At 39.4% G+C, this 22,081-nt stretch carries 23 protein-coding genes; 20 read left to right on the top strand and 3 right to left on the bottom strand.

The features are described 5' to 3' along the window. Positions 1-23 precede the first annotated feature (23 nt). The 3 genes from J8M00_RS04945 to J8M00_RS04955 all read right to left on the bottom strand — a co-directional run bounded on the left by J8M00_RS04945 (position 24) and on the right by J8M00_RS04955 (position 4,458). The gene (locus J8M00_RS04945; RefSeq protein WP_211009227.1) at positions 24-1,766 is read right to left on the bottom strand and encodes a carbamoyltransferase family protein; all 1,743 of its coding nucleotides are present in this window, start codon (positions 1,764-1,766) and stop codon (positions 24-26) included. 77 nt (positions 1,767-1,843) lie between these two features. After that, entirely contained in the window at positions 1,844-2,956 is a 1,113-nt protein-coding gene (gene fabD / locus J8M00_RS04950; RefSeq protein ID WP_211009228.1) for an ACP S-malonyltransferase, read from the bottom strand. 14 nt (positions 2,957-2,970) lie between these two features. Beyond that, the gene (locus J8M00_RS04955) at positions 2,971-4,458 is read right to left on the bottom strand and encodes a PfaD family polyunsaturated fatty acid/polyketide biosynthesis protein (protein WP_211009229.1); all 1,488 of its coding nucleotides are present in this window, start codon (positions 4,456-4,458) and stop codon (positions 2,971-2,973) included. A 272-nt stretch (positions 4,459-4,730) separates the two neighbouring features. On the opposite strand from J8M00_RS04955, the gene J8M00_RS04960 reads away from it, so the two are divergent. The 20 genes from J8M00_RS04960 (at position 4,731) to J8M00_RS05055 (ending at position 21,969) form a co-directional block, all read left to right on the top strand. Continuing rightward, complete coding sequence (locus tag J8M00_RS04960) at positions 4,731-5,243, top strand: M23 family metallopeptidase (RefSeq protein ID WP_211009230.1); 513 nt, start codon at positions 4,731-4,733, stop codon at positions 5,241-5,243. A 616-nt stretch (positions 5,244-5,859) separates the two neighbouring features. Next, entirely contained in the window at positions 5,860-6,318 is a 459-nt protein-coding gene (locus J8M00_RS04965; protein ID WP_211009231.1) for a hypothetical protein, read from the top strand. A 594-nt stretch (positions 6,319-6,912) separates the two neighbouring features. After that, positions 6,913-7,362 carry a hypothetical protein gene (locus tag J8M00_RS04970; protein WP_211009232.1) on the top strand — a complete coding sequence of 150 codons (450 nt, stop codon included), beginning with the start codon at positions 6,913-6,915 and terminating at the stop codon, positions 7,360-7,362. 125 nt (positions 7,363-7,487) lie between these two features. After that, entirely contained in the window at positions 7,488-7,778 is a 291-nt protein-coding gene (locus J8M00_RS04975) for a hypothetical protein (RefSeq protein WP_211009233.1), read from the top strand. Between the two features lie 209 nt (positions 7,779-7,987). Next, the gene (locus J8M00_RS04980) at positions 7,988-8,539 is read left to right on the top strand and encodes a hypothetical protein (protein ID WP_211009234.1); all 552 of its coding nucleotides are present in this window, start codon (positions 7,988-7,990) and stop codon (positions 8,537-8,539) included. 145 nt (positions 8,540-8,684) lie between these two features. Further along, positions 8,685-9,047, top strand: coding sequence for a hypothetical protein (locus J8M00_RS04985; protein WP_211009235.1), 363 nt, complete (start codon positions 8,685-8,687; stop codon positions 9,045-9,047). 122 nt (positions 9,048-9,169) lie between these two features. Beyond that, positions 9,170-9,541, top strand: a complete 372-nt coding sequence (locus tag J8M00_RS04990) for a hypothetical protein (RefSeq protein ID WP_211009236.1) — start codon at positions 9,170-9,172, stop codon at positions 9,539-9,541. Positions 9,542-10,198: 657 nt separating this feature from the next. After that, a complete protein-coding gene (locus J8M00_RS04995; protein WP_211009237.1) occupies positions 10,199-10,597 on the top strand; it encodes a hypothetical protein in 399 nt (132 codons plus the stop codon). Positions 10,598-10,732: 135 nt separating this feature from the next. After that, the gene (locus J8M00_RS05000; protein ID WP_211009238.1) at positions 10,733-10,975 is read left to right on the top strand and encodes a DUF7660 family protein; all 243 of its coding nucleotides are present in this window, start codon (positions 10,733-10,735) and stop codon (positions 10,973-10,975) included. 581 nt (positions 10,976-11,556) lie between these two features. Then, entirely contained in the window at positions 11,557-12,189 is a 633-nt protein-coding gene (locus tag J8M00_RS05005) for a hypothetical protein (RefSeq protein ID WP_211009239.1), read from the top strand. 163 nt (positions 12,190-12,352) lie between these two features. Continuing rightward, the gene (locus J8M00_RS05010; RefSeq protein WP_211009240.1) at positions 12,353-12,607 is read left to right on the top strand and encodes a hypothetical protein; all 255 of its coding nucleotides are present in this window, start codon (positions 12,353-12,355) and stop codon (positions 12,605-12,607) included. A 128-nt stretch (positions 12,608-12,735) separates the two neighbouring features. Beyond that, the gene (locus J8M00_RS05015) at positions 12,736-13,728 is read left to right on the top strand and encodes a transposase (RefSeq protein WP_211009241.1); all 993 of its coding nucleotides are present in this window, start codon (positions 12,736-12,738) and stop codon (positions 13,726-13,728) included. An 809-nt stretch (positions 13,729-14,537) separates the two neighbouring features. Further along, complete coding sequence (locus tag J8M00_RS05020; protein WP_211009242.1) at positions 14,538-16,961, top strand: Kelch repeat-containing protein; 2,424 nt, start codon at positions 14,538-14,540, stop codon at positions 16,959-16,961. A gap of 788 nt (positions 16,962-17,749) precedes the next feature. Beyond that, positions 17,750-18,007 carry a hypothetical protein gene (locus J8M00_RS05025; protein WP_211009243.1) on the top strand — a complete coding sequence of 86 codons (258 nt, stop codon included), beginning with the start codon at positions 17,750-17,752 and terminating at the stop codon, positions 18,005-18,007. Between the two features lie 244 nt (positions 18,008-18,251). Further along, on the top strand, positions 18,252-18,413 hold the full coding sequence (locus J8M00_RS05030; RefSeq protein WP_211009244.1) for a hypothetical protein: 162 nt from the start codon (positions 18,252-18,254) through the stop codon (positions 18,411-18,413). Positions 18,414-18,867: 454 nt separating this feature from the next. Next, entirely contained in the window at positions 18,868-19,605 is a 738-nt protein-coding gene (locus J8M00_RS05035; RefSeq protein WP_211009245.1) for a hypothetical protein, read from the top strand. Between the two features lie 476 nt (positions 19,606-20,081). Beyond that, positions 20,082-20,399, top strand: a complete 318-nt coding sequence (locus J8M00_RS05040; protein ID WP_211009246.1) for a hypothetical protein — start codon at positions 20,082-20,084, stop codon at positions 20,397-20,399. A gap of 117 nt (positions 20,400-20,516) precedes the next feature. After that, positions 20,517-21,059, top strand: a complete 543-nt coding sequence (locus J8M00_RS05045) for a nucleotidyltransferase family protein (protein ID WP_211009247.1) — start codon at positions 20,517-20,519, stop codon at positions 21,057-21,059. 132 nt (positions 21,060-21,191) lie between these two features. Beyond that, entirely contained in the window at positions 21,192-21,668 is a 477-nt protein-coding gene (locus J8M00_RS05050; protein ID WP_211009248.1) for a hypothetical protein, read from the top strand. A gap of 97 nt (positions 21,669-21,765) precedes the next feature. Continuing rightward, positions 21,766-21,969: a hypothetical protein gene (locus tag J8M00_RS05055; protein WP_211009249.1), complete on the top strand. Its 204-nt coding sequence runs from the start codon at positions 21,766-21,768 to the stop codon at positions 21,967-21,969. The last annotated feature ends 112 nt before the right edge of the window (positions 21,970-22,081 follow it).

The raw sequence follows: 22,081 nt of genomic DNA on the forward strand, positions 1-22,081 counted from the left end.
ATTCCGATTTAGGGCGCGTATTGCTAGTTTTTCTCGTAGATGGTGTTGTTAATCACCAACACATCAATACCTGACATCAAGAACACTGCAAGCATGTCTTCTACAGAGTGCACAATGGGCTTACCCATGATGTTGAAGCTGGTATTGAGTAGCACAGGTACGCCTGTGATCTCTTTAAAGCTGCTGATCAAGTTGTAGTAGGGTTCGTTCCATTCTTTTTTCACTGACTGCAAACGACCCGTGTTATCAACGTGCACCACAGCTGGGACTTTGTCTCGCACAGCTTCTTTAAACACCAAGGTACGTTCCATGTAAGGAGATTCTTGGTAGTTTTCAAAGTACTCATCGCCGTATTCATGCAAGATGGAAGGTGCAAAAGGCCTGAATTCCTCTCTGAACTTAACCCGGGCGTTGATGGTGTCTTTCATATCCGGCAAACATGGATTTGCGAGGATTGAGCGGTTACCCAAAGAGCGAGGGCCAAACTCTGCGCGTCCCTGTGCCCAACCGATAATTTTACCTTCGGCTAAAAACTCAGCGGTTTTCTTGTAGACCTCATCACCATAATCAGTGGCTTTTAGATGGCCGTACTGCGCCAGTTTTTGCAGCGACTTTTGTTTGACTGTGGAGCCTGTGTATGGGGACTGTACAGTTTTACTCGGCTGCCAGTTTGGGTTGTCTTGTTGATAGCTCAAAAACGCAGCGCCAATGGCATTGCCGTTGTCAGCTGGCGCTGATGGCACAAAGATATTTTCAAACTTTGAGCGCTCGAGGGCTGTGCCCATAAATGATGAATTCAGCGCACAACCGCCTGAAATAGTGAGATTTTTAGATGGCGCATAGTCATATGCAGCATTGATTAAATCCATGAAGATTTCGCCAAATACCAGCTGCCCTGTGTATGCAAAGTCTTTATAACGCTCAACTGATTCACCAGGCTCTCTTGCCATGCTTTTGATTTCTTTCATGATGGCGTTGAGGTTTTTAGGCACGGCAAAGTTACCGTTTTTAACTTGCAGTGATGAGCGTAGTAAGTCATAGACCTTTTGGTCTTTTTTACCGTATGGGGCAAGACCCATCACTTTCCACTCTTCTCCCTTTAGCGGGTCAAAACCAAGGTTTTCACAGATAATGGTGTAAAACAGTCCAAGGCTCTTGAAAGAGCGTTTTACCTTGATAGGAGCTGGCTTTATTTGGCCGTTTTTATAGCTGTAATAGGCAATACTGCTTTTTTCGCCCATGCCGTCAACCACGATACACGCTGCATCATCATATGGGCTGTTAAAACACGCGTTGGCCGCATGAGTTAAATGGTGATCGTGATAGCGGACATCGGTTGGCTTTTTGGTCCTGTAGTTACCGACAATAAAGTTACGGCAACCAGCTTCAAAAAAGCGTGACAGGGTTCTACCCGCCGCAGCTTGAGAAGCGCGAGCAAAGTAGAACTGATCTTTTATATCGCGAGTGTTGACGTCGATATTAAATGAGAAAGTTTCTAAAATACTTAAAACCACATTTTCTAAAATATTGGTGCTTTTTTCGCGGCCCTTGCTCCATGTTTTGGCAATCACTAACTCAGTACAGTCAGCGCAGTGGGCTTTAAGCACTTCCTCAATGTAGTATGGGTTGTCTGGTAGACAATATAAGCCGCGCTTGTAGCCTAAAAAGCGCTCCGCGTCTTCAGCGAAAATCAGTTCGCCTTTTTCGTTAACGATCGCAATTGCAGGATCGTGAAATGAGGTTGCTAAGCCAATGTAATATTTCATCGCTTTGGTCCAAAAGTATTGTTAATGTTTATTCTGTTGATGGCCTTTTTCTGGCCAGTGTATTTATTCATGCTGTTTTAAGCCGTTGCTGCTATGTGAGCGCTTGTCGCTACCGGGCTTACGTCATTTAAGTGGAAGTATCCGCTGTAATCGTGCAAATAAATTGTAGGGCGATGACCAAACTGTAAGATGGCTTGAGAGCGCGTTTTACATGGGGTTGCTTGGCCTTTTACAAACACCTCAGTTCCAATCGGGTAAGTGTTATTCCAGTGTGTCACTTGTTGTTGCGGTGTGACAACTGCTTGATTGCCTATAGAATTTGTTACTGTGCTGAGTTGTGGGGTTTTGGCAAAGTTTTGCTCAATGGTTTGTACAAGTTTGGTCAGGACCTTTTTTGGGCCAAGCTCCAAAAAGCACATATCTCCTTGTGAGAGCAAAAACTCGATGCTTTTTGTCCACTGTACAGGTTGGGTTATTTGATCAATTAAAAGCTTTGGAATATTGGAGGCTTGGTACGGTGTTGCGGTCACATTGGCAATGACTGGTGTATGCATGGGAGCAAACTCAACAGCTTGAATAAAGTCAGCAAACTCAGCTTTGGCCTGGGCCATATAACGGGAGTGAAAAGCGCCACTGGTATTGAGTTTGATAAATCGTCCCCCTAATTGTTCAATACAGCGTTGGCTTTGATCGATGTCTTCGGCAAGGCCTGATATCACAATTTGCTCAGGTGCATTCAAGTTGGCAATATCAATGGTATTTAAGTTGTTGTCTGTCAGTGCGTTATTTAAGTCATATTCACTGACATTAAGCACAGCGGCCATGGCGCCGGGAGCTGCTTTGCTCATGAGCTCACCGCGCTTTTGTACTAACTTTAATCCACTTTCAAAACTGATAGCACCTGCGGCAAATAACGCTGCGTATTCCCCCAGACTGTGACCTGCTAAATAGTCCGCTGTATCCTGTTTTTTCTGCTGCTGTAAAAAGGCGAGGGCACTGACAGTGTAGAGCGCAGGTTGAGTAAATTGAGTGTGATTAAGTTGCTTGTTGGGATCTGCTAAGCACAGCTCACTAATTGAGTAGCCAAGTAAGTCACTGGCTTGTTCGGCATAGTTTGGAAACTCAGCAAATAGCTTTTTGCCCATGCCGACGTATTGTGATCCTTGTCCCGGAAATATGTATGTTTTCATATTTACTCCGTTTTTTATTTGTAAGCGAGGTTAGCTGCCAGCAGTTGTTGAATCTTGGCATTCATCAATTCAGCGGTGTCGCACATCAGTTTGTCGGCAATTTTGTCAACGTGACGGTTTTGCCATGATTCCAGCTCTGTACCTTTCACCCATTGGTTAAAAGCACCGAGGGCGGGGCCGGTATGTACCTGAAAGTTCACACGTGCTTGTTCATCACCACTGAAGGCCAGCTTCATGCTGTGGGCAAAGTACCAGCGAAACACCCGCGCCATTTTGTACTTGCTGTCTTGCTCTGCTCGCGTTACATCTTCAGGACGGCCTGTTGTCAGTAAATGCGCTTTGGTTTGTTGCCAAATGGCATCAAAGCTCATGCTGAAATACTTGTCTTGTAGCTGGGTTTTGAGCTTGTCGGGCAAAGCGTCGAGTGAGTCATACTGCTGATACAGTTGAAAGAGCTTGTTAGCACGAGCCGCAAAAAATACGCCTTTTTTAAGTACCTGTACCTTGGCACCCGATTCAAACATATCGCCCGCTGGAGCGTAATCAGTATCCTGCACATTGATGTGTTGCAGCATGCTCTTAACTGTGTCTGACGTGCCAGCTTCAACGGTGCATTGATTAATCGAACCGGTAAGAATAAAATCAGCGCCCATCATAAATGCTGCAGCTGCTGAACTAGGCGTACCAATCCCACCCCCAAGGCCGACGCGAGGCACATGAGCAAAACCATGTTCTGTAACTTTTTGGTTGCGCAGACTTTGTATTGCAGGGAGCAGCACTGCTGGTAAACCTCTGTCAGTATGGCCTCCCGAGTCAGCCTCGACACAAATGTCATCACACATAAACAGGAATTGGCTTAATTGTGCTTGTTCAGACGTTATCTTGTGCGCTTCGAGCAGTTGCTGCACGATCTGCATGGGCGCCGGGCTTAAAAACTGACTGGCAACCTCAGGGCGAGAGAGCTTGGCAATCACTTTGTTACTAGAGCGCACAATGCCTTGCGCGTCTTGGTATAGGCCTTGAAGGCGATATAATACAAGTGCTGGTGTGATGCGGATAAATGCCGCTGCTTCAATGCAGCGAATACCGTATTTTAAGTACAGCTCAACAGTGGCAAGCTCAGTATCAGGCGAGTCCAAATTGGCGACCAAATTCATGCCATAAGCTTGGTCTTCAGTAAGTACTTGTTGAATATGAACAATGTCATGTTCAATGTCTTTTGTGTTTCTACCGCCAGTCCCCAAAAATCCCATCAACCCTGCGTTAGCAAGGGCAATCACCAGCTCTTTAGATGCAATACCACGATACATACCTCCAGCTAGGTAGGCATATTTTAGTCCATAGTCCTTGCGAAAACTGGCACAACCAAGACTAGACGGCAAAATGGCTGTGAGTTCAGCACTTTTTGTGTTTTTAGTACTTTTTTGGTTTTTATTGTTATTTATTTGTTCACAAACGACACCAAATGATTGGAAGTTTTCCTTATCTAGTGTGTGCTGCATATCTATTCCAAGCGAGTTTACCTCTAATTATGTCGAATAGTGATACATAATTATGAAAGCAAAATGGAGGAATAAATCTAATTTGTATAAGACAAGATTATTAGTTTGCAATTTAATCAGTGGCTCATTCAGCACTTTTTAAGGAGTTTTAGTATTTAATCTACTTTTAAAGGCTTGTTGCCAGCTAAATTATTACTTTTCGTGCAAAACACGCAATAGGTTTATTCGTTTATTTACATGTACGACAAGGTGACTTTTTCAAGGAGATTAATTTGAAGTTGCTCAAATATGTATTTTTAACCCTATTAGTTGCAATAGTCATAAGTGGGCTGATCCCGCAGTCTCTACATATACCTGTACGTGGTGCCACTGTAAACGATTGGAACCAAAGCACCTTTTGGTACGAACCATGGGGCACATCTGGGGTGCACAAAGGCATAGACATATTTGGTAAAAAAGGCACTGATGTATTATCAGCGTCCAGTGGTGTAGTGCTTTTTGCCGGGCAGGTCAATAAAGGTGGCAAAGTTGTGGCTGTGCTTGGGCCAAAATGGCGTATTCATTACTATGCTCACCTACAAAGCTACTCAACCTACCAAGGGCAGTGGCTTAGCTCAGGAGAATCAATAGGTACACTTGGCGACACTGGTAACGCCAAAGACAAACCCGCCCATGTGCATTATTCAATCTTATCTTTAATTCCTCTGCCTTGGCACGCTACACTTGAGACACAAGGGTGGAAAAAGATGTTTTATTTAGATCCAGGAAAGGCGCTGATGGAATGAGTTTGTTTTTTGGCCTTTGTCGTATATGGATACAAACGTAATCAAGGTTAATTTCTTATACTAGAAGAACAAGATGGGTGGGCCGTCACAAATTCATTTCTAGTTTGGTGACATCTGCTTAAGTTATTGTTATGGTTGACAGTAATAAAGTGCGTATATCAATAGCCGTAGTTGTGCGGCAGGAATTACGCTGTTGTTATACGCATTTGTCGTAGATAAAAATGTTAGGGTTACATTCAAGGGTTGCTCACTAAATGGAAGCTTTTAAAAAACAAAAGATAGCCAGCTACAGTTCTAGAGTGTTAGCAATCTTATTAGTGGCCGTCATTTTTGCTGCTATTTTTCCTAGCTTAAAGCCAAATTCCAACGACTTTTATTTTGCCCTAACTATTTATTCTTTAGTTCTGGTTACTCCGTTGTTTTGCATTTTCCAAAATAGATTTCGCCCTGTAAAACGGTTAGGTTGGTTACTCATTTTTTTAATATTTAGTATTATTTGGGTTTAGCAACTCTAACAAAACAGCTAATTCGGACGCGTAAAGCTTGGCTTACGTTCCTTCGTCGCTAATTTTAGTCTACTATATTTCGCCGTTTATTAAGGCGTTAGGTGCCATAAATGGTTCGAGTCTCAATTCGAAGAATAAATAAGTTTGTCTTTTTTCGAAGATATGAAATTAGTGATGAGTCATGTCTAGGTTACTCGATTCATAAGTCGCCACTAGAGATACAACTCAAAAGAGATAAGCAATTGGTCTTTTCTGGTGATGTGTATGAAAAGTGTTACTTCAAGAAAGAAGAAGTTGCAGTAAACCGCATATCTTCCCCTAAATCATTTAGATTTGAGGATGGAACTGATATTGATTACTGCTTACCTAAAAAGCTGAATGCTAAAAAATCTACAAAAATCCTGTACAACGGTCAGTTTTGTGCAGAAGTGCTTTATCGTAACAATTGGCTAAGACTAACAGAATATTGCGATATAGATATCTTTTCCAAGGATGAGGGAGTAATAGATAAAATTATGTTTTCATTCATGCACGACTATAACTTTAACCAAATGTACTTTGGCACCTAACAAGGCAAATTAAAAAGGGCGAACAAAAAACAGTTTGCTTTGTTCGTTCCTCACAAATTTTAGCCAATTATTTTTTGCATTTTATTTGGGACGTTAAGTGTCTATGAAATATTGTCTGATCTTTATTATCGGTGTACTTATTTCTTCATAGAGTCACGCAAAACGCAAGGCTCCGAAGCCAGTATTACCAATCATTTCTGGTAATTATGTTTATACTGTTCCACATTGGTCTTATGAAAATGGGACTAATCAAAATGGTGGATACATACAAGTCTTAGACACTAAAACAGGGAACCCTATATGGGGACTTCAAATATACAACACATCCTATGAGCAATCCCAAGAATCTGATGTTCAAGATGTTTTTATTACTTCTACCGAGCTAAATTTTTGGGGCAATAAGTTGAAAGTTGCCAATGAATTGGGCCATATCTATACTGTTGATCTAAAAAATAAAGCTGTAAGCTTTGTTGAGTAGATACTTAACAAGGTGCACAAGGGCGGACACAAAAGTTTGGCTTGTCGTTCGTGCCTCACTAATTTTTAGCCAAACTTTATTGTCGCTTAACAAGGCGTTACACCTTAAGGAAGGCCATGTATAAACTTTTCATCTTGTTTATTTTTTTTAGCTTTGAAATATTTGCTTGTGGTGATGTAAAAGCCTTTTCGCCTTTTGCCATTAATCATGAAGTACAGAATAAATCTGAGCATGAAATGATAGAATACGAAATACTTTCACCAATCCAAAAAGGTGATGAGTTTTTAAGTAGTGTTACAGCACGTCTAAAAGGTGAGTTTATAGTTAACTTAGATATACGTGAAGATCACAACTATGTAGGCGAATACTACAGTTCATATATAAGTATTGCTAAAAAGCACACTAATGATACTGAGATTATTCTGTCTTACAACACTACGAAAAAAGATAGGTCCACTGTTATTTTTTGCGCAAATTGGAGCGTCTATAAACTGAAAGAACTTCTTGCTTTCGAGCCAGCGGAAGTTGCTCCGCCACCACCACCAAGGCTGCCAGACTCAAAGTAAGCACAATTAAAGGGGCAAGGCTTGATTCAGCTTTAGCTAATGTTGTCGCTAATGAAATAAATGTTGTTTATCTTCTATTTGATGGTGTTTGGTACTCAGTGCACGGTTTTTTTGGCTCGGAGGTTATGGGTTTTAAACGCCGTATTGAACAGTTTCAGGAGGAAAGCCCCAACGAAGGAAGTTGCGTTTGTAGGGTTCCAATTTTAGAGCAATTCATAGGTTTTGAAGTCGTTGAGGTAAGGCAAATCGGTGAAGTGTGGAATGGCCATGGCTTCGAATTAAGCTGCAAAGATGTTCCAGATAAAACCCTAATTGGGCAATCAATATTTACTGGATCAGAGCCAGAAGACTTCGATGATTGTATGAGAATTGGTGTTGGTAATTATATCTATCATGCACCAGAGCTTAACAAGTAAAGGCATCGAACCTCAATACGCCGCTTTAGGTGCTATGGGCACAAACTCAATTTCTCTTGAAACTATCCTCAAAAGCTACACTGTTGACAAAGTCATATAGTAAATTAATCAATGGGTGCTAGACTGCAAGCTTGCGCTCCTTCGCCGCTTAGTTTAGTGTGCTATTTTGCGCCGGTTAAGTGAGGCGTTAGCAGTATGGAGAGACTTGTTTGCACCCCGTCGAATTAACTTTCTATAAATTGGTATCAAAAGAAATCGAGTTGACTAAATTTGAGAATTGGGTGTACTCGGAAACTGCACTCGAACAGACTCTAAGTTTTGATGATTATCTCGAAATTATTTCAATAAATTACAAAACCCCATCAGGTCTATATGAAGCTCAAAAAGTGCTGTCAAAGTACTTTTCTATGGGTAAATATTATGAATGGAGTATTCGCAATGTTCTTTGTAAAATAATTGAGAAACCAAACGATGTTCATAAATATATCGAGCAATGTTATGACCTATATTGTGCAGGTTTCAGTTTTATGGATAACCTCGGTTTGGGTTACGGTCTTGGTTTAACTTGCTCAGATGACTTCAATGGGAAGGTCGATGATTTTTACCCTCAGATAATCGAAGAAGTTAAAAGAGTAATATTGTGGTTAGACTCTGGTAAAATAGTAATAACAGGCCATAGTGGTGAATATCAAGGTGTTGAGTACCATGACAATCGAAACGCCAAAGAAAAAGAACCAACCGGTTATAAAATACAGAAATAAAAAAGTGACAGTATTGGGTTGATAATACAGCTAACAAACGCATCAAAGGGGCGTAAATAGTTAGGCTTGCGCTTATTTTTTATTAACTATAATCAGGCATCTTACGTTACTTATGCGATCGTTATAAATGCCTTATGGAGCTGGTGTGGACGTTACATTTTTCGCAGAAAATGAAGATTGTGTTCTGAATAGTTTTGAGGAAGTTCCTGAAAATTCAATTCTTGGTGGGGGACGTTTTAGCAAAGCACAAATCAGTGATTTACTTGGTTGCTTTAAATGTTCAGCCACTATTCTAAGCGACAACCTTTGGATATCACCAACGAGTTTTTCTAAAGAGCTGTACTGTATTGATGACGAGCAATTGAAGAGTGTTGCGGTTCATTGGTCGAATGAAAAATCATGGGTAAATACTAATGTTAATGATATGGATTTAGCAGGTCACTTATTAGAATTAAAATACGCTTATCAATCTCATTTAAATAAAAGAGTTTTTATACTATTTGAGTGAGTGCTTATAACAAACCTATTTAGAGGGGACTGTTAAAGCTTGGCTCAGTTTCGCTTTGCATCACATTTTAGCCAACCAATGCTTAGCCGTTTAATGCGGTTTTATGCTTTAAGGGTAATTATATGAAATTCTCAACATTCTTTCTCTTGGTCTTTTTTTCAAGTTTTGCCGTGGGCAATTGCTTAGATAACGATGAGTACAAGAAAAAGAGAACAGGCATACTAAAAGAATCCAGAGAGCTTAATAGTTCATACAAAGAGTGTAGAGAATCAGCGTACAATAATGCTTACTGGAAGGCTGTGTCAGAATGTGCTTTGAAAGGGTTAGGAAAAGACATAGGTGGTGGGTGTGGGCACATGGTTGGACAGGGAGCTTATCCAATGCAAGAACCTGATAAAAACCATTGTGAAATTTTCCACATTCCGAAAGAGGTTGTTTTAGAATATAGACAGCAGTTAATAGATGAACTAGAGCTGCAAAAATGTGAAACATAACAAATTGCATAAAACATGATGGGACAGTCACAAACTTACAAGCGCTACACTGCTAGATCACTATGCACAGCATGCAAGATATTATTTGTGAATTAATTAAACTGACGTGCGAAGGAAAGTTGCTAGTTCTCACAAGAGTGGCCGAAAAAACTCTTATTTATAATAAGAGTTAATTGCGTAAACAGATCTTGAGGTTGAACTTTTTGATGCATTGGATAGCTTAGCTCCTCAAGAATTCGAAAGTGCGTTTGATGTCGCATAATCAGGTGGTTTGGTGGTCGATAACTCTATGCCTTTCCCTGAAGCAATCAATTTTTTGTACCTTAATATCAATCTAGGTGAGTTCCTAAAAAAGGGATTAGAACATTATCTAACGGCATATAACAGAGCCTTAAAATCGGACTCGTAACAGTTAGCTCGGTTTCACTTTGCTTTTTAGTCAATTGAGAATAAACATGGTGGAAAAGTTCCAAATTCATTGCTTAAACTTGACTCTTCACATCACTACTGTGCGTCATTTAACGTATTGACATCATTTCTGATTTGGTGACAATTTCCTAAGTTATTGTTATGGTCTTTCGGTAATTAAATACGAATAAGAGTAGCCGTTGCTATGCGATTTTTTCGTAGATCAAAATGTTATGTTCTGAGGGATCCATGAATAGTAAGTTGGAGTTTAATGGCGCTGTTCCTGACATTGAAGGGAAAGTAGTTTCAGAGCTATTTTGTATTGAAATGTGGCACAATGGTGAGCTTGAAGAGCCAGCGAACGAGGTTTATCTCAAAGTTGGAGATTCTTGGTACAGGCATTATTTTGATTGCGGTATCATTTTTTGGCGTTCCAATTCCAAAGCGCCAGCAAGTTACTGCATGGACGAGTTGGGCTGCTATTTTAAAGTGGTAAATCTAAAAGAAGAGCTACTCTTAACTAGCTTAACTTTAACTACTCTGAACTTCCGTGAAATATTAGGTGGTTCAGAATCGACTTTCACCTTTAGCGACGGTAGAACGATATCCTTTTTAAATGTGGATGACATTACTAGCTATCAAGCATAACAAGGTTGTAATTGGGATGGATTGCCACATAGGTGACTTTTAAAAGTGCTGTGAATATATAAGATAAAGAAGCTTTTTGCAGCTTGGCAAGCGCCAGTTATTGCATCGTTATGTGTCTACTAATAGGGTTAAAAAATGGATGTCAGGTATAAAATCGTAAACTCGAAGTTAGAGCTAATCGAGCTGTTAAATGTGATAGCCGCCGAAGACGCAGGTACATGGGAAAATATTAACACCCGAGACTTTTTAGAGGCTATGGCTGCCTGGCTAGAGAGCGCCGATAACTTCTATACGAACTTCGATTTGCCAACAAAATCAGACAATCCAAGTTGGCAGTTATTTGCTGATGCAATTCAAGCGGCAACGAGTTATGAATAGAAGCTTGCCAAACAACTAGTTGCTCAAGAAAGAGTGCAGATATAGCCAACTATTTTTTATCGTTTAATTGCGGGGAGAGGCACTCTCATGGAATCAATATCTCATCAAGATATTCACTTTCTAATTGCATTAAGTGCATCAGAGGGGGCCCTTCTGCAAGAGATCATATGGGAGTTCGAGCGATGGAAATGCCAAAAGGAAGACGTATTAGTAATACTAAAAAATCTTGTAAAAGACGGGACGGTCTCATTGTGCAAGCCAATAGCTAACTCTGACTTTTCTGACTTAACCCTGGAAGAGACACTGCAAGCTATAGCAACTTGGGACCGCCTAAAGCGAATAGATCTCATGCTATTCCTGACTGAATCAGGACAGAACCGTTGGGAAATAGATGATTGGGGCATAAGCACAAAAAGGGCTCACCATCTCATGTTCAGGTAAGATTATCCGCATCGAAGGATAAATGCTGTACAATACAATGAAGTTGATCTTTTAAGCGTCGCGGGATCGGCACGAGGTTGCCACAGTGTAGTGGTACTCTCCGGTCAGTTTATTGGGGCGATAGCAGTACAAAAGAGATCATGAAACAAATAGATTATTCAAAATATTCCATTTCTGAATTAATAGATGTAAAAGAAAATATTCACCCAAGTTCGAGTAATTACAGTGCATTTTTGGAAGAAATGGAACGTCGCCAAGAAGAAATTCAACAGTTGGATGAGAGTCTTGAGGAAGATGCTTTTTCATTAGCTGAACGAAAGGTACAAATTGTTGGGTATTTTCAATTAGTAGCTGCGATTGCAATTTTTTTCGTTATTGGGTTATCGACTTTTACGAATGGAGTGTCAGCACTATTGCTTATAGTTGGGCTCCCCCTAATTATCCTGAATGCTGTAGCTGGATACACAGCTGTTAAAGAAAAAGCACAATGGTATTGGCTATCGATTCTCAATCAATCTCTACAGGTTATAGGGTTTTCTATAGGCTCAGTAACCGCCAAATATTCAGGGTTAGGTTTTATTGGCCTGTCAATAAAGCATGCAACGAGCCCAGAATTGGCTTTTGGTTTTGAGTTTTCTCCTGGGTTTTCTTTTTATAAGTATACGGAATCATTGAGTACGCAGTGGATTCAAATTGATATTGTTGCATTGATTTTCATCGTGGCACTGATAAAGGTTAAAGATGTGAAAGGTACTATTAACAAATCAAGTTAACCTGATTCGTAGCATTGACGCGTTTTTTCTAAACCGCTACGCAAGTAAAAAGACATGTTTTGAGCACATGTTGCATGTATAGGGTGTATATGGTGGGACAGGCACAAATTTATTGTGTTGTTTTTTCTCCGATGAGGCGAGCGTAATATTTATAAGGTGTAGTATGGCTGATGTGATCCCTGAAGAAGATGTTGGCAGATTGGTCGGTATTGCCAAAAAGCTAATCGACGAAAATCAGTTTAGTCCTATTGAAATTATTAAGTATTTAAGGAACGAGGAGAATTGTTCTTTAGGGCAAGCTAAGGAAGTATTTGTAATAGCTGAGCACGATGAAACGCTTGGTCAATATCAAAAGCGAGTAGTAGCCCCGCTCATGGAAGAATTTCAAAAACTTGTAAATGAATGTGATGAAGAGTGACCGTCAAGCACATGGAGCAGAGTAAATGGCAGAGCAGAGAGAGTACATGGGACAGACACAAAGTTTTTGCATAATTAACGCTTATTGACTACTGTTTAAATATCCAGTTTTAAATTGAGCTGAAGGGAATGACAAGAGCAAGGAAGGGATTAATAGATTTGTCGTCGACGTCTTATTATCACTTAATAGCACGGTGTGTACGCCGTGCTTTTTTGTGCGGAGAGGATAAGTACACAGGTAAAAACTTTGACCATAGACGTACATGGATAATAGATAGAATAAAACTGTTAAGTGGTGTTTTTGCCATTGAAATAGCTGCGTATGCCATCATGAGTAATCACTATCATTTGGTTGTAAAAGTGAATAGGCAGCAAGCTCTAGGTTGGACAGAGGCAGAGGTGATAACGAGGTGGTACAAGCTATACAAAGGTAGTCCGCTCATTGATAGATACCGATACGGTGAAACATTGAACGAGGCTGAGGAATTACTTAAATCTGAGCTGATTGAAAAGTGGCGCGCAAGGCTGTACGACATTAGTTGGTTTATGAAAAACCTCAATGAATACATAGCAAAGAAAGCAAACAAGGAAGATAACTGCGCGGGTAAGTACTGGGAAGGGCGATATAAATCACAGGCTTTATTAGATGAAGCTGCACTACTAAGTTGTATGGCATATGTGGATTTAAATCCAATCCGAGCGAATGTGGCAAATAAGCTAGAGGATAGCGATTTTACATCGATTCAAGAGCGAATAAAGCAACTCAAAAGTTCCAAAAAAAACGTCAATCAGTTAAATAAAAATGAGACGAAACGTCAAACCAAACAACCCGTATCATTAATACCGTTTGGCAAAAGAGAGCAAGAACATACATTACCCACCTCACTATTGGACTACCTTGAACTTGTTGAATGGACGGGCCGCCATGTGTGCTCCGAAAAGAGAGGTTACATACAAAAAGGCATGCCCTGTACTCTTGCATCACTGAGAATTGAAGAAGCGGCCTGGCTGGATAAGGTAAAAAACTATGGAACGCGCTATGGTAATTTTGTAGGTTCTCAAACCGTATTGAGAGCGCATGCGGCAAAAAATGACGTTAATTGGTATAAGGGGGTTGGGTAACGAATATTAGTTAAATCCTTTATTTTTACTCTAACCTCACTCATTTATTTAAATGAAAAAAATCCTATTTTAAACTTAACTATAATTAAATTTTTCTTTTGATTTTTTTGAGTGGTGAAAGCTAGATTTTGAAAGGTGTTATAGTGGTTTGATTGAGCTTTATTAAAGTGTGCCTGTCCACTTTTCTACTTCTCTCAAACCGTATTGAGAGCGCAAGCGGCAAAAAATGACGTTAATTGGTATAAGGGGGTTGGGTGACGAATATTAGTTAAATCCTTTTTTCTACTCTAACCTTGCTCATTTATTTAAATGAAAAAATTCCTATTTTAAAATTCGCTATAATTCAATTTTATTTTTAGTATGTTTTTTGAGTGGTGAAAGCTAGGTTTTGATAGGTATTACAGTGTTTGGTTGAGGTTTATTAAAATTTGCCTGTCCACTTCTCTACTTGTTATAGTGATTTTGTTGGCTTGTTAAAAATGTGACTGTCCATTTTTATACTTAAATTTCTATCTCTCTTTATATTCTATTTCTTAGCTTTGAGCGTTGATTTAACTTTTTATTTTTAATCATGATATTGCTTTAGGTGTGTTCTTGGTACATGTTTTATTAGTTTGATATGCTGTTCTTCAATGTTGACTTTGGTTTATAATATCAAAAATGAAACGAATAAATCGAACGGTGGACGTAAGGTTTTATACTTTTGCTTGTTATTTAATCAGTTTATTCCGCTGTTTTTTTCGTTTATTTAGATGTTATGGTTGATTTTAGAGTCGGCTTTTTAATTGAAATGTAAAAAGGTTTAATTAGTGTTTAATAAAAAGATAATTCCAGGTTTGCTTAGTGCTTTGTTTTTAAGCGCGTGCGGCGGCGGGAGCGGAACAGCTCCAAACCCAACTTCAACTCCATCTCCATCTCCATCTCCAACTCCAACTCCAACTCCAACTCCAACTCCAACTCCAGACCCAGCTCCAGCTGTAACTCCAAACTCTACGGTACAGATAGAGGGAGCCGTTCAAAAAGGCCCATTTGTTATCGGATCAACAGTCACTGTTAATCAACTTTCTGCCGATGCGATTAATACAGACTCTACAGTAATCACCAACACAATTGATGATCTAGGACGATTTAATTTCTTGCTGAATGACAGTTCAGACCTGATAGAGTTATCTGGTACTGGATACTACCGCAATGAGATCACAGGAGAATTATCTCAAGGCACGATTACATTGCGCTCTGTAATAGGTTTATCTGACCGAGAAGAGCAGACAGCTTACATTAACCTCTTAACTCACTTAACTAGTCAACGAATTAGAAATCTAATCAGTGAGAGTGAGCTACACTTCGAGGACGCTAAAAATCAGGCTGAACGCGAGTTTCTCACTACTTTTAGTGAAGTCATTCCTAACGACAGTGAAAATGATTTTGCATCTTTATCTATTTATGATGATGAATTATCCAGTGGAAGCCCTTATTTGCTTTCAATGTCTTCAATTTTATATAGATATGCGTTGAATCAATCCAATGCCAACTCTACGAACCCAGATGCTGAGTTAACACAACTCTTAAATGCGTTAGAAGCTGACTTTGGAGAAGATGGCGTCATCGACGATACCCTATTGCTAGAGTCGTTGCGAGCAACTATTCCCGAGATAGATCCGTCGTTAGTGTCAAGCAATTTAGATGACTGGATTGACGGTGTAGATGGGTTTGTAAAAGTAGACATTAATGAATATTTAGATACAGATTTGGATGGTATTTTCAATTCAATAGATACAGATGATGATAACGATGGTGTTAAGGATGAACTCGATCCGTCGCCATATCAACAAAGTTTTATCGTAGCGGACCAAGCCGTCGAAGGTAATGAAGACCAATCTATAGAAGTCGATATTGAAACCAACAACCCATTGGGCATCGAAGTTAGGGTCGAGGTTACAACATCACCCTCCAATGGGGTAGTATCAGGAAATTACCCAACCTTGAGGTATTCACCCAACGCAAATTTCGAAGGAAGTGATACCTTTTCATACCGATTAAGACAGGGTGAAATTTCAAGTGAAATAGTCACTGTGAAGGTGAGTGTTATTGGAGAAAATGACGCACCCTTAATTTCAGGAACCCCAGGAACTGAGATATTGGCATATAATGCGTATTCGTTCGTTCCAACGATTTCGGATATAGAGAATGACTCTCTTGAATTTAGTGTCCAAAACTTGCCTTCTTGGGCTTCTTTTAACTCCCTGACAGGTGAGGTTGCGGGTACTCCAAGTAATGAAAATGTTGGTGTTTTTCCCGAAATTATTATTTCTGTAACTGACGGTGAAAGTTCCGCTCAACTTAAAGCATTTGACCTTGAAGTGGTGAGTAACCCTTGGCAAGTATTGCCAAACTTGCCTACGTATAGGCGTGGCCCTGAAGGAGTTGAGATAAACGGGAAAATATACGTTCTCGGCGGCCTGGACCAAAATAACAAGCATATGAGCGATATGGACGTTTTCGATACATCCAATAAGAGCTGGGAGTTAATGGCAAGTATGCAGACAGCTCGATGGAGCCATACTGCTAATACCGTTGATAACCAAATCTATGCAATCGGCGGTCAGTCCACTATAAGTATCGGAGGTAATTCTACGATAAATTCTGTGGAAGTATTTAACTTGGAGACTCAACGATGGACAGCTGGGGCCTCTATGGGCACGCCACGTGATAATCATTCTAGCTGCGTATATGATGGCGAGATATATGTATTTGGCGGAAGGAATGGACCTACCACATTAACCACGGTTGAAAAGTATAATCCAGTAGATGACTCATGGTCTTATAGGGAATCTAACTCAAACCTAGGGTGGGGTAGCCAGTGTGTAACTTTTGGCGATGAAATATATGTGTTTGGCGGAGCAAGTAACGAAAAAGGGTTCGAAGTTTATGATCCAGTTTCTGACTTATGGGTAAGATCAGGAGTATTAAATCAACCCATGCGATACGGGTTTTCTGTAGAAGCCATTGATCAGAATATATACATAATCGGAGGGTATATTGCGCGTGATACCGTACACGTTTTTGATACCGTCAGTTCAACTTGGAGCGAAAATACAGCAATGCCAATAGGTAAACAAAGTATGGGTTCTGTCATGTTGAATGGCGCCATCTACCTTTTCGGCGGCATAAATGGTTCTGTTGATAATGTCCCTTCTTTCGAGAAGTATGACCCTGCATTCGAAAAGAAATAGAATTGTAATCTTACCCCTATAACAAATTGCTCCTGCTGACACTTTTCAATTAAAGCTTTTGTGTTTAATAGTACAAAAGCTTTTACTTCAAAAGTGCAGCGGAGCAAGGCGTTATATGAGTAAGGAGGGCATAGAAGACAGGCACCAATTTTTTAGCAAGAGTACACATCAGTTTTTTTGCATATAGATATTGTTAATAATGGTATTAAATGTAAGCAAAGCAGTTGGCTACACTCATGCCTCGCTTAGTTTAGTTTGCTATTTTCACGCTAACGGTACGTTAGTCATAATTATGAATAAAGCTGTAATGGTCATACTATCCATAATAATTACCATTGTGTTAACTCTAATTGGTATTTCATTTTTCTGGGAAAGAAATCAGAAAGTCGATTTTAGCGATTTGCTGCCTGAAATGCTTACGGTATGTGACAAAGAGATAGATGAGAGCTCCTCTGAATTTATTGCGCTCCAACTTTGGTTTAAAAAAATCAGTATCTTTGGAATAATAATTTGATATCATTTGCTCCAGCTAAAGTGTATCGAGGCAAGGACATTGATATTAATGTTCAAGACACAGGTGTTGTTGTCAATTACAAATCTGATGGAAGTTTAGTGCACGTAAGTTGCAACGGAGATGCTACGTCAATATCAGGAAAATGCAGGAGCAGTACCGCTAACAAGTAAATCAACGTGGACTAAAAAGTTTGGCTTTACTTGTGCCTTACTATTTTATCCAAAATTTTTTAGCCTGTTACTCGGGCGTTATAAACCTAGGAGGGTTTAGGTAAATGGATTTAGATTCGCATATTAGTTTACTAGAGAAGAAAAATAGAAAGCTTTATAGCTCTAGCCACTTTCTAATACTTTGCATTGTGTTTTCTCTAATCATATCGGCATTATTACTCTATACGGAACCACTAGTTGCTTTTGGCGCAGCTGGGTTTGTTGCATTTTTTCTACATTATTTTTATGCTCAATTGGCTTTTAAAAAGCTGAATGACCGCATTACTTTGTTGCAAGTAAAAATTGCTCAAAGCGGCAACTAACAAAAGCCTCAAAAATCGCCATCGAAAATGGAGTGGAATTAAATACAACTCCTTTAAGATTAATGAGGGCTTTACCATATCGCTAGCAGTGTCCTACATGGCAAATTTGGACTAACAAACATAACAAGCGCTTCAACCAAGAGATGCAAAACAGCAGGCTTTTGCTCATTCTGTACTTAGTTTAGCCCGCTATTTTCCGCCAGTAAGGCAAGCGTTAGGCGTTACATGGGGGAGGTGATTTACTATGGATTTTAGAAACTTGGATAAAATTGCCAAGTTAGAGCTAAGTACAATTATTGTTCTGGTGATTTTAGGCGTCTTGTGGATGCTCGATCCTGAAGGGTTATATGAGCCATTTTTTGTGTTTTGTGGATTGGTTTTCGTATGTACTGAATTTTATCGTTGATATAAAGTTGAAGACCCTAAAAAGCCTGAAAGTCCAGACACAATATACAAGCTTGGTACCGAACGAAAGAAAGTGACTACCTTCATCAAAAAAGTGAAACCTGACGGTGCGATTGCTCAATGTCCGTCACAAACATGCAACACGATAGCTCAAACAGCACAAGAAGCAGAAGTTTATTTCGGTTATCGAACTATTAAGAGCGGTGAGAAGCGAATCCAATCGTACTGCAAAAAATGTAGAACAGTCTAACAAATAGCTCAAGGATGATTCAGCACGATGGGCGTTTGGGGGTTGAATCAAGTTTGGTTATTTCTATTGAGCTACCTGAGTGTTCAGGGACACGACCGAGTGCAAAATACTTGCTTGCACCTGATAAAAAGCTAATTAGGCCAATTGTTTATAGGGTGAATTCAGTAAAGTATTGTTACTTTGAACCACTTCATAAGTATTGTTTATGTCTTTTGAATTTCCAAACAGTAGACGTTGGAATGATTTCTCTCAAAGAGTCGTGTACAACGAAATATTGAAAAAGCAGATAGGCGAATTCGCATTGACCGAAAACGGAGTTTGCTTTGGTGCTGTATTAAGCTGGATAGATGCCATGTTAAAGGGTGAAGGACACCTCAAGCTCTTAACTAAAAACAAAGAGGCCGTAATTAAAGCCCAAATTGAATACAGTAAAAATTTTAATGGGTCCGACGAACCGCACTTGCAAGCATTTGCCGACGCTCATTATTTAAACCTGAGTTACAACGAGGTTGATATTCCCCCAAACTTTGCTGGATACAACAACGAAGAAGTTCAACAGGCAATGGTCAAAACCTTAAAATCACTATTCAACAATAAATTCTACCAATGGAACTACTATGTTATGTGCATCCAATACTCTACCAAGCAAGAAAATGAAAATGGTGAGAGTAAAGACGTTTACGCAGGGCATGTAGTGGGTTTGTTTGTTGATGACGGCTTTGTGAATGGCATAAAAAGGGTAACGCCAACAGCTAAGCAAAACCCTATTACAGAAGTGTCGACCTATCGCCTGTTTGACCCGAACTATGGGTATGGCGAATACGCTTCCAAGGACAATCTGCTAAAAGATGTAGAAGAATTACTTTTGGAATATAAAGAGCAACCAGAAGCTAGATGGACTGGGAATTTTTACGTCGCGGGACTTAAATTCAAGTCGATATAGTGAGTATAAATTTATTAAGTTAACATAGCAGGTATAGCCAGCGCATACCGGTATTAAAGACGCAGATAGATTGGATATAGCAAGCGCTTTAAACCTACTGCTAAGCCAAAACGTGGCATTTTGGGTTTTACTTCGCTACACGTTGTAGCCAATTCTTACCTGCTCCTTAGAAGAGCGTTAGCTGGAAGAGGTAATTATGTGTAGGGTTTTATTGGTGGTGATAAAATTAATAGCTTTAGTATTACTGTGCAAATAATTACAACCCCCAGCTTTGCAAACAAACGTGAGCCACAAATATTAAAGATATCTCACCTTGGTGTAAAAGCCATGCTGGAAGTTTTGGTAGCTAAGTAGAGCTATCAAATTAGTTAAACTGAGGACGCAAAAAAAGCGGACTTGCGCTTATTCTTTACTTGGTTTAGCCTGCTGCTTTGCGCCTGCTAAGGCGGACGTTCTATAGCAATTGAGGTTAAACGTTGGATTCAGTTTTAAGTAAAGATGCACTAGCTCACTTAGAGGTTATATCTCAAGTGACCAATCATCTCCGTTCACTTGGTTTCAAAGCTACAAGAACGAAAAGCTCTTGGTTGTTTAGTCTATTTAAGCCGTCATATCCTTTAAATTCACAGCTAGTTGCAGATTTAATGGATGCTATTCACAATACACCAGTTCAAATATCTCAACCATTTTGTTCAACTGAAGAATATATAAAGCTTTATTACCGTAGCTTTGATCACAAGTATCCAAATTCAATTTCCCTTGAAACTATATTCAAAAGCTACACTGGTGATTAAGCCATATAATAAGTTAATTAAACAATGTACGTAAAACAGCTGGCTTGTGCTCCTTCGTCGCCGATTTTAGCTTGCTATTTTCCTCGGTGAAACAAGGCGTTATGGTATAGGGTGAAAATGGACAGAATCATAGAGCTAATAAAGCGGGATCCAATACGGACTGAGGCACTAAATCATGTGTTTAAGCTGAAATTACCTCAGTGCTATATAGCAGCGGGTTTCGTTCGAAACTTGGTTTGGGATTCGCTACATGAGTTTAAATCTATGACTCCTTTGAATGACGTTGATGTGATTTACTTCGATTCTGATGAGTCCAAACCTAATGCTTATTTGGATTATGAAGCATATTTGAAAGGCCGTATGCCAGAGCTCAATTGGCAAGTTCGAAATCAAGCTAAAATGCATGCACGTAATAATGATGAACCTTATCAAAGTTCAGTTGATGCTATGCGCTACTGGCCTGAAAAAGAAACGGCAGTTGGCATTCGTCAAACAGGCGAGAATCAATATGAAGTTGTATCAGCGTTTGGGTTTGAATCTTTATTTGGTTGTTGCATTACGCATAACCCCCAAAGATCACGAGTAACATTTGAAAATCGTATTACTTCGAAAGGATGGTTAGTTAGATGGCCATCTTTGAGAGTTGCGCCATTACAATAAATTTAAGCAGATTCGCGGCACTAGGTACTTTTGATTTGGCTTTGGTGTTTACGGCACAATGTAATAGGTAGGTGGCGGTGTTGCTCGCTATCTAATTTAGTGTTACTCGTATCGAAGGAGCAGTTTAGTAATATGAAGAACTTTTCAATTTTTTTGATTCTACTTTCAATTGTAGGTTGTAAATCTACGGGAAGCACCATTGAATATACTGATCCTAGTTTTTATCTTCAACCAGTTTTAAAAATGAAAATAGTGCCTACTTTTTCAAATCCTGTTATCTATGAGGTTACTAGACACAAACCTTATCTGTTAATAACTACAATTTATGAGGGGGCTGGTGGTTATGATTGGAAGGGTATTAAATCAAAGGAAAGTATTGAATTATCGGAAGAGCAGTATTCAAACTTAGAGAGTATGTTAGAGAGTGCATTAGAGTTTCCAAAAGATAAAGCTCAGGGAATGGATGGAGATACTTGGATGCTAGAAAGCTCCTTATATCAATATACAGCTGTAGCCTTTTGGGAGCCAGAGTATCAAACAGATAAGCGTGGACTTGAGAATTTTGTAAAACTAAAAAGTTACCTTACTCAACTAAGCACTGAAAATTAAGTGTAAAATATGTATAACAAACTGATTAAAGCGGATTGAAAAATAGTCGCATTTTTTATTCTGTTATAATAACTTATATCTCTATAGAGAAATTGAAATGGAATTTATAATCACTCGAATTAAAACCTCAATTGGCATTTTTAGATTAGAAGGTAACATTTCTGCTTCAGGTTTACTTTGTTTTTCAACCGCTGAGTTTATGGGAACAGATGGTTGGGTTGAAATTGATCTCGAATCTGAGAGTGGAACGTCAATTTTGAGCAAAATTGAGGGTGAAGTGGCTTCACATTTACGTGGCTAATTTTATCAATCGGTTAAAAAAAGCAAATGTAATAGGGCTGAATTTGAGTAGCCCATACAAAGCTTATTATCGTAATATATGGAATCGCAACGTGATATAGCCATTCAGCAAG

Source organism: Pseudoalteromonas luteoviolacea, from assembly GCF_018100925.1.
In the GTDB taxonomy this organism is placed as follows: domain Bacteria; phylum Pseudomonadota; class Gammaproteobacteria; order Enterobacterales; family Alteromonadaceae; genus Pseudoalteromonas; species Pseudoalteromonas obscura.

What these genes read in the sequence shown, in the direction of transcription:
- J8M00_RS05050 (WP_211009248.1), top strand. Translation starts at nt 21,192, where the DNA reads ATGAAGAACTTTTCAATTTTTTTGATTCTACTTTCAATTGTAGGTTGT.
- J8M00_RS04995 (WP_211009237.1), top strand. Translation starts at nt 10,199, where the DNA reads ATGAATAGTAAGTTGGAGTTTAATGGCGCTGTTCCTGACATTGAAGGG.
- J8M00_RS04945 (WP_211009227.1), bottom strand. Translation starts at nt 1,766, where the DNA reads ATGAAATATTACATTGGCTTAGCAACCTCATTTCACGATCCTGCAATT.
- J8M00_RS05055 (WP_211009249.1), top strand. Translation starts at nt 21,766, where the DNA reads ATGGAATTTATAATCACTCGAATTAAAACCTCAATTGGCATTTTTAGA.
- J8M00_RS04990 (WP_211009236.1), top strand. Translation starts at nt 9,170, where the DNA reads ATGAAATTCTCAACATTCTTTCTCTTGGTCTTTTTTTCAAGTTTTGCC.
- J8M00_RS05000 (WP_211009238.1), top strand. Translation starts at nt 10,733, where the DNA reads ATGGATGTCAGGTATAAAATCGTAAACTCGAAGTTAGAGCTAATCGAG.
- J8M00_RS05010 (WP_211009240.1), top strand. Translation starts at nt 12,353, where the DNA reads ATGGCTGATGTGATCCCTGAAGAAGATGTTGGCAGATTGGTCGGTATT.
- J8M00_RS05030 (WP_211009244.1), top strand. Translation starts at nt 18,252, where the DNA reads ATGGATTTTAGAAACTTGGATAAAATTGCCAAGTTAGAGCTAAGTACA.
- J8M00_RS05045 (WP_211009247.1), top strand. Translation starts at nt 20,517, where the DNA reads ATGGACAGAATCATAGAGCTAATAAAGCGGGATCCAATACGGACTGAG.
- J8M00_RS04965 (WP_211009231.1), top strand. Translation starts at nt 5,860, where the DNA reads ATGGTTCGAGTCTCAATTCGAAGAATAAATAAGTTTGTCTTTTTTCGA.
- J8M00_RS04970 (WP_211009232.1), top strand. Translation starts at nt 6,913, where the DNA reads ATGTATAAACTTTTCATCTTGTTTATTTTTTTTAGCTTTGAAATATTT.
- J8M00_RS04975 (WP_211009233.1), top strand. Translation starts at nt 7,488, where the DNA reads ATGGGTTTTAAACGCCGTATTGAACAGTTTCAGGAGGAAAGCCCCAAC.
- fabD (WP_211009228.1), bottom strand. Translation starts at nt 2,956, where the DNA reads ATGAAAACATACATATTTCCGGGACAAGGATCACAATACGTCGGCATG.
- J8M00_RS05025 (WP_211009243.1), top strand. Translation starts at nt 17,750, where the DNA reads ATGGATTTAGATTCGCATATTAGTTTACTAGAGAAGAAAAATAGAAAG.
- J8M00_RS05005 (WP_211009239.1), top strand. Translation starts at nt 11,557, where the DNA reads ATGAAACAAATAGATTATTCAAAATATTCCATTTCTGAATTAATAGAT.
- J8M00_RS05035 (WP_211009245.1), top strand. Translation starts at nt 18,868, where the DNA reads ATGTCTTTTGAATTTCCAAACAGTAGACGTTGGAATGATTTCTCTCAA.
- J8M00_RS04955 (WP_211009229.1), bottom strand. Translation starts at nt 4,458, where the DNA reads ATGCAGCACACACTAGATAAGGAAAACTTCCAATCATTTGGTGTCGTT.
- J8M00_RS05015 (WP_211009241.1), top strand. Translation starts at nt 12,736, where the DNA reads ATGACAAGAGCAAGGAAGGGATTAATAGATTTGTCGTCGACGTCTTAT.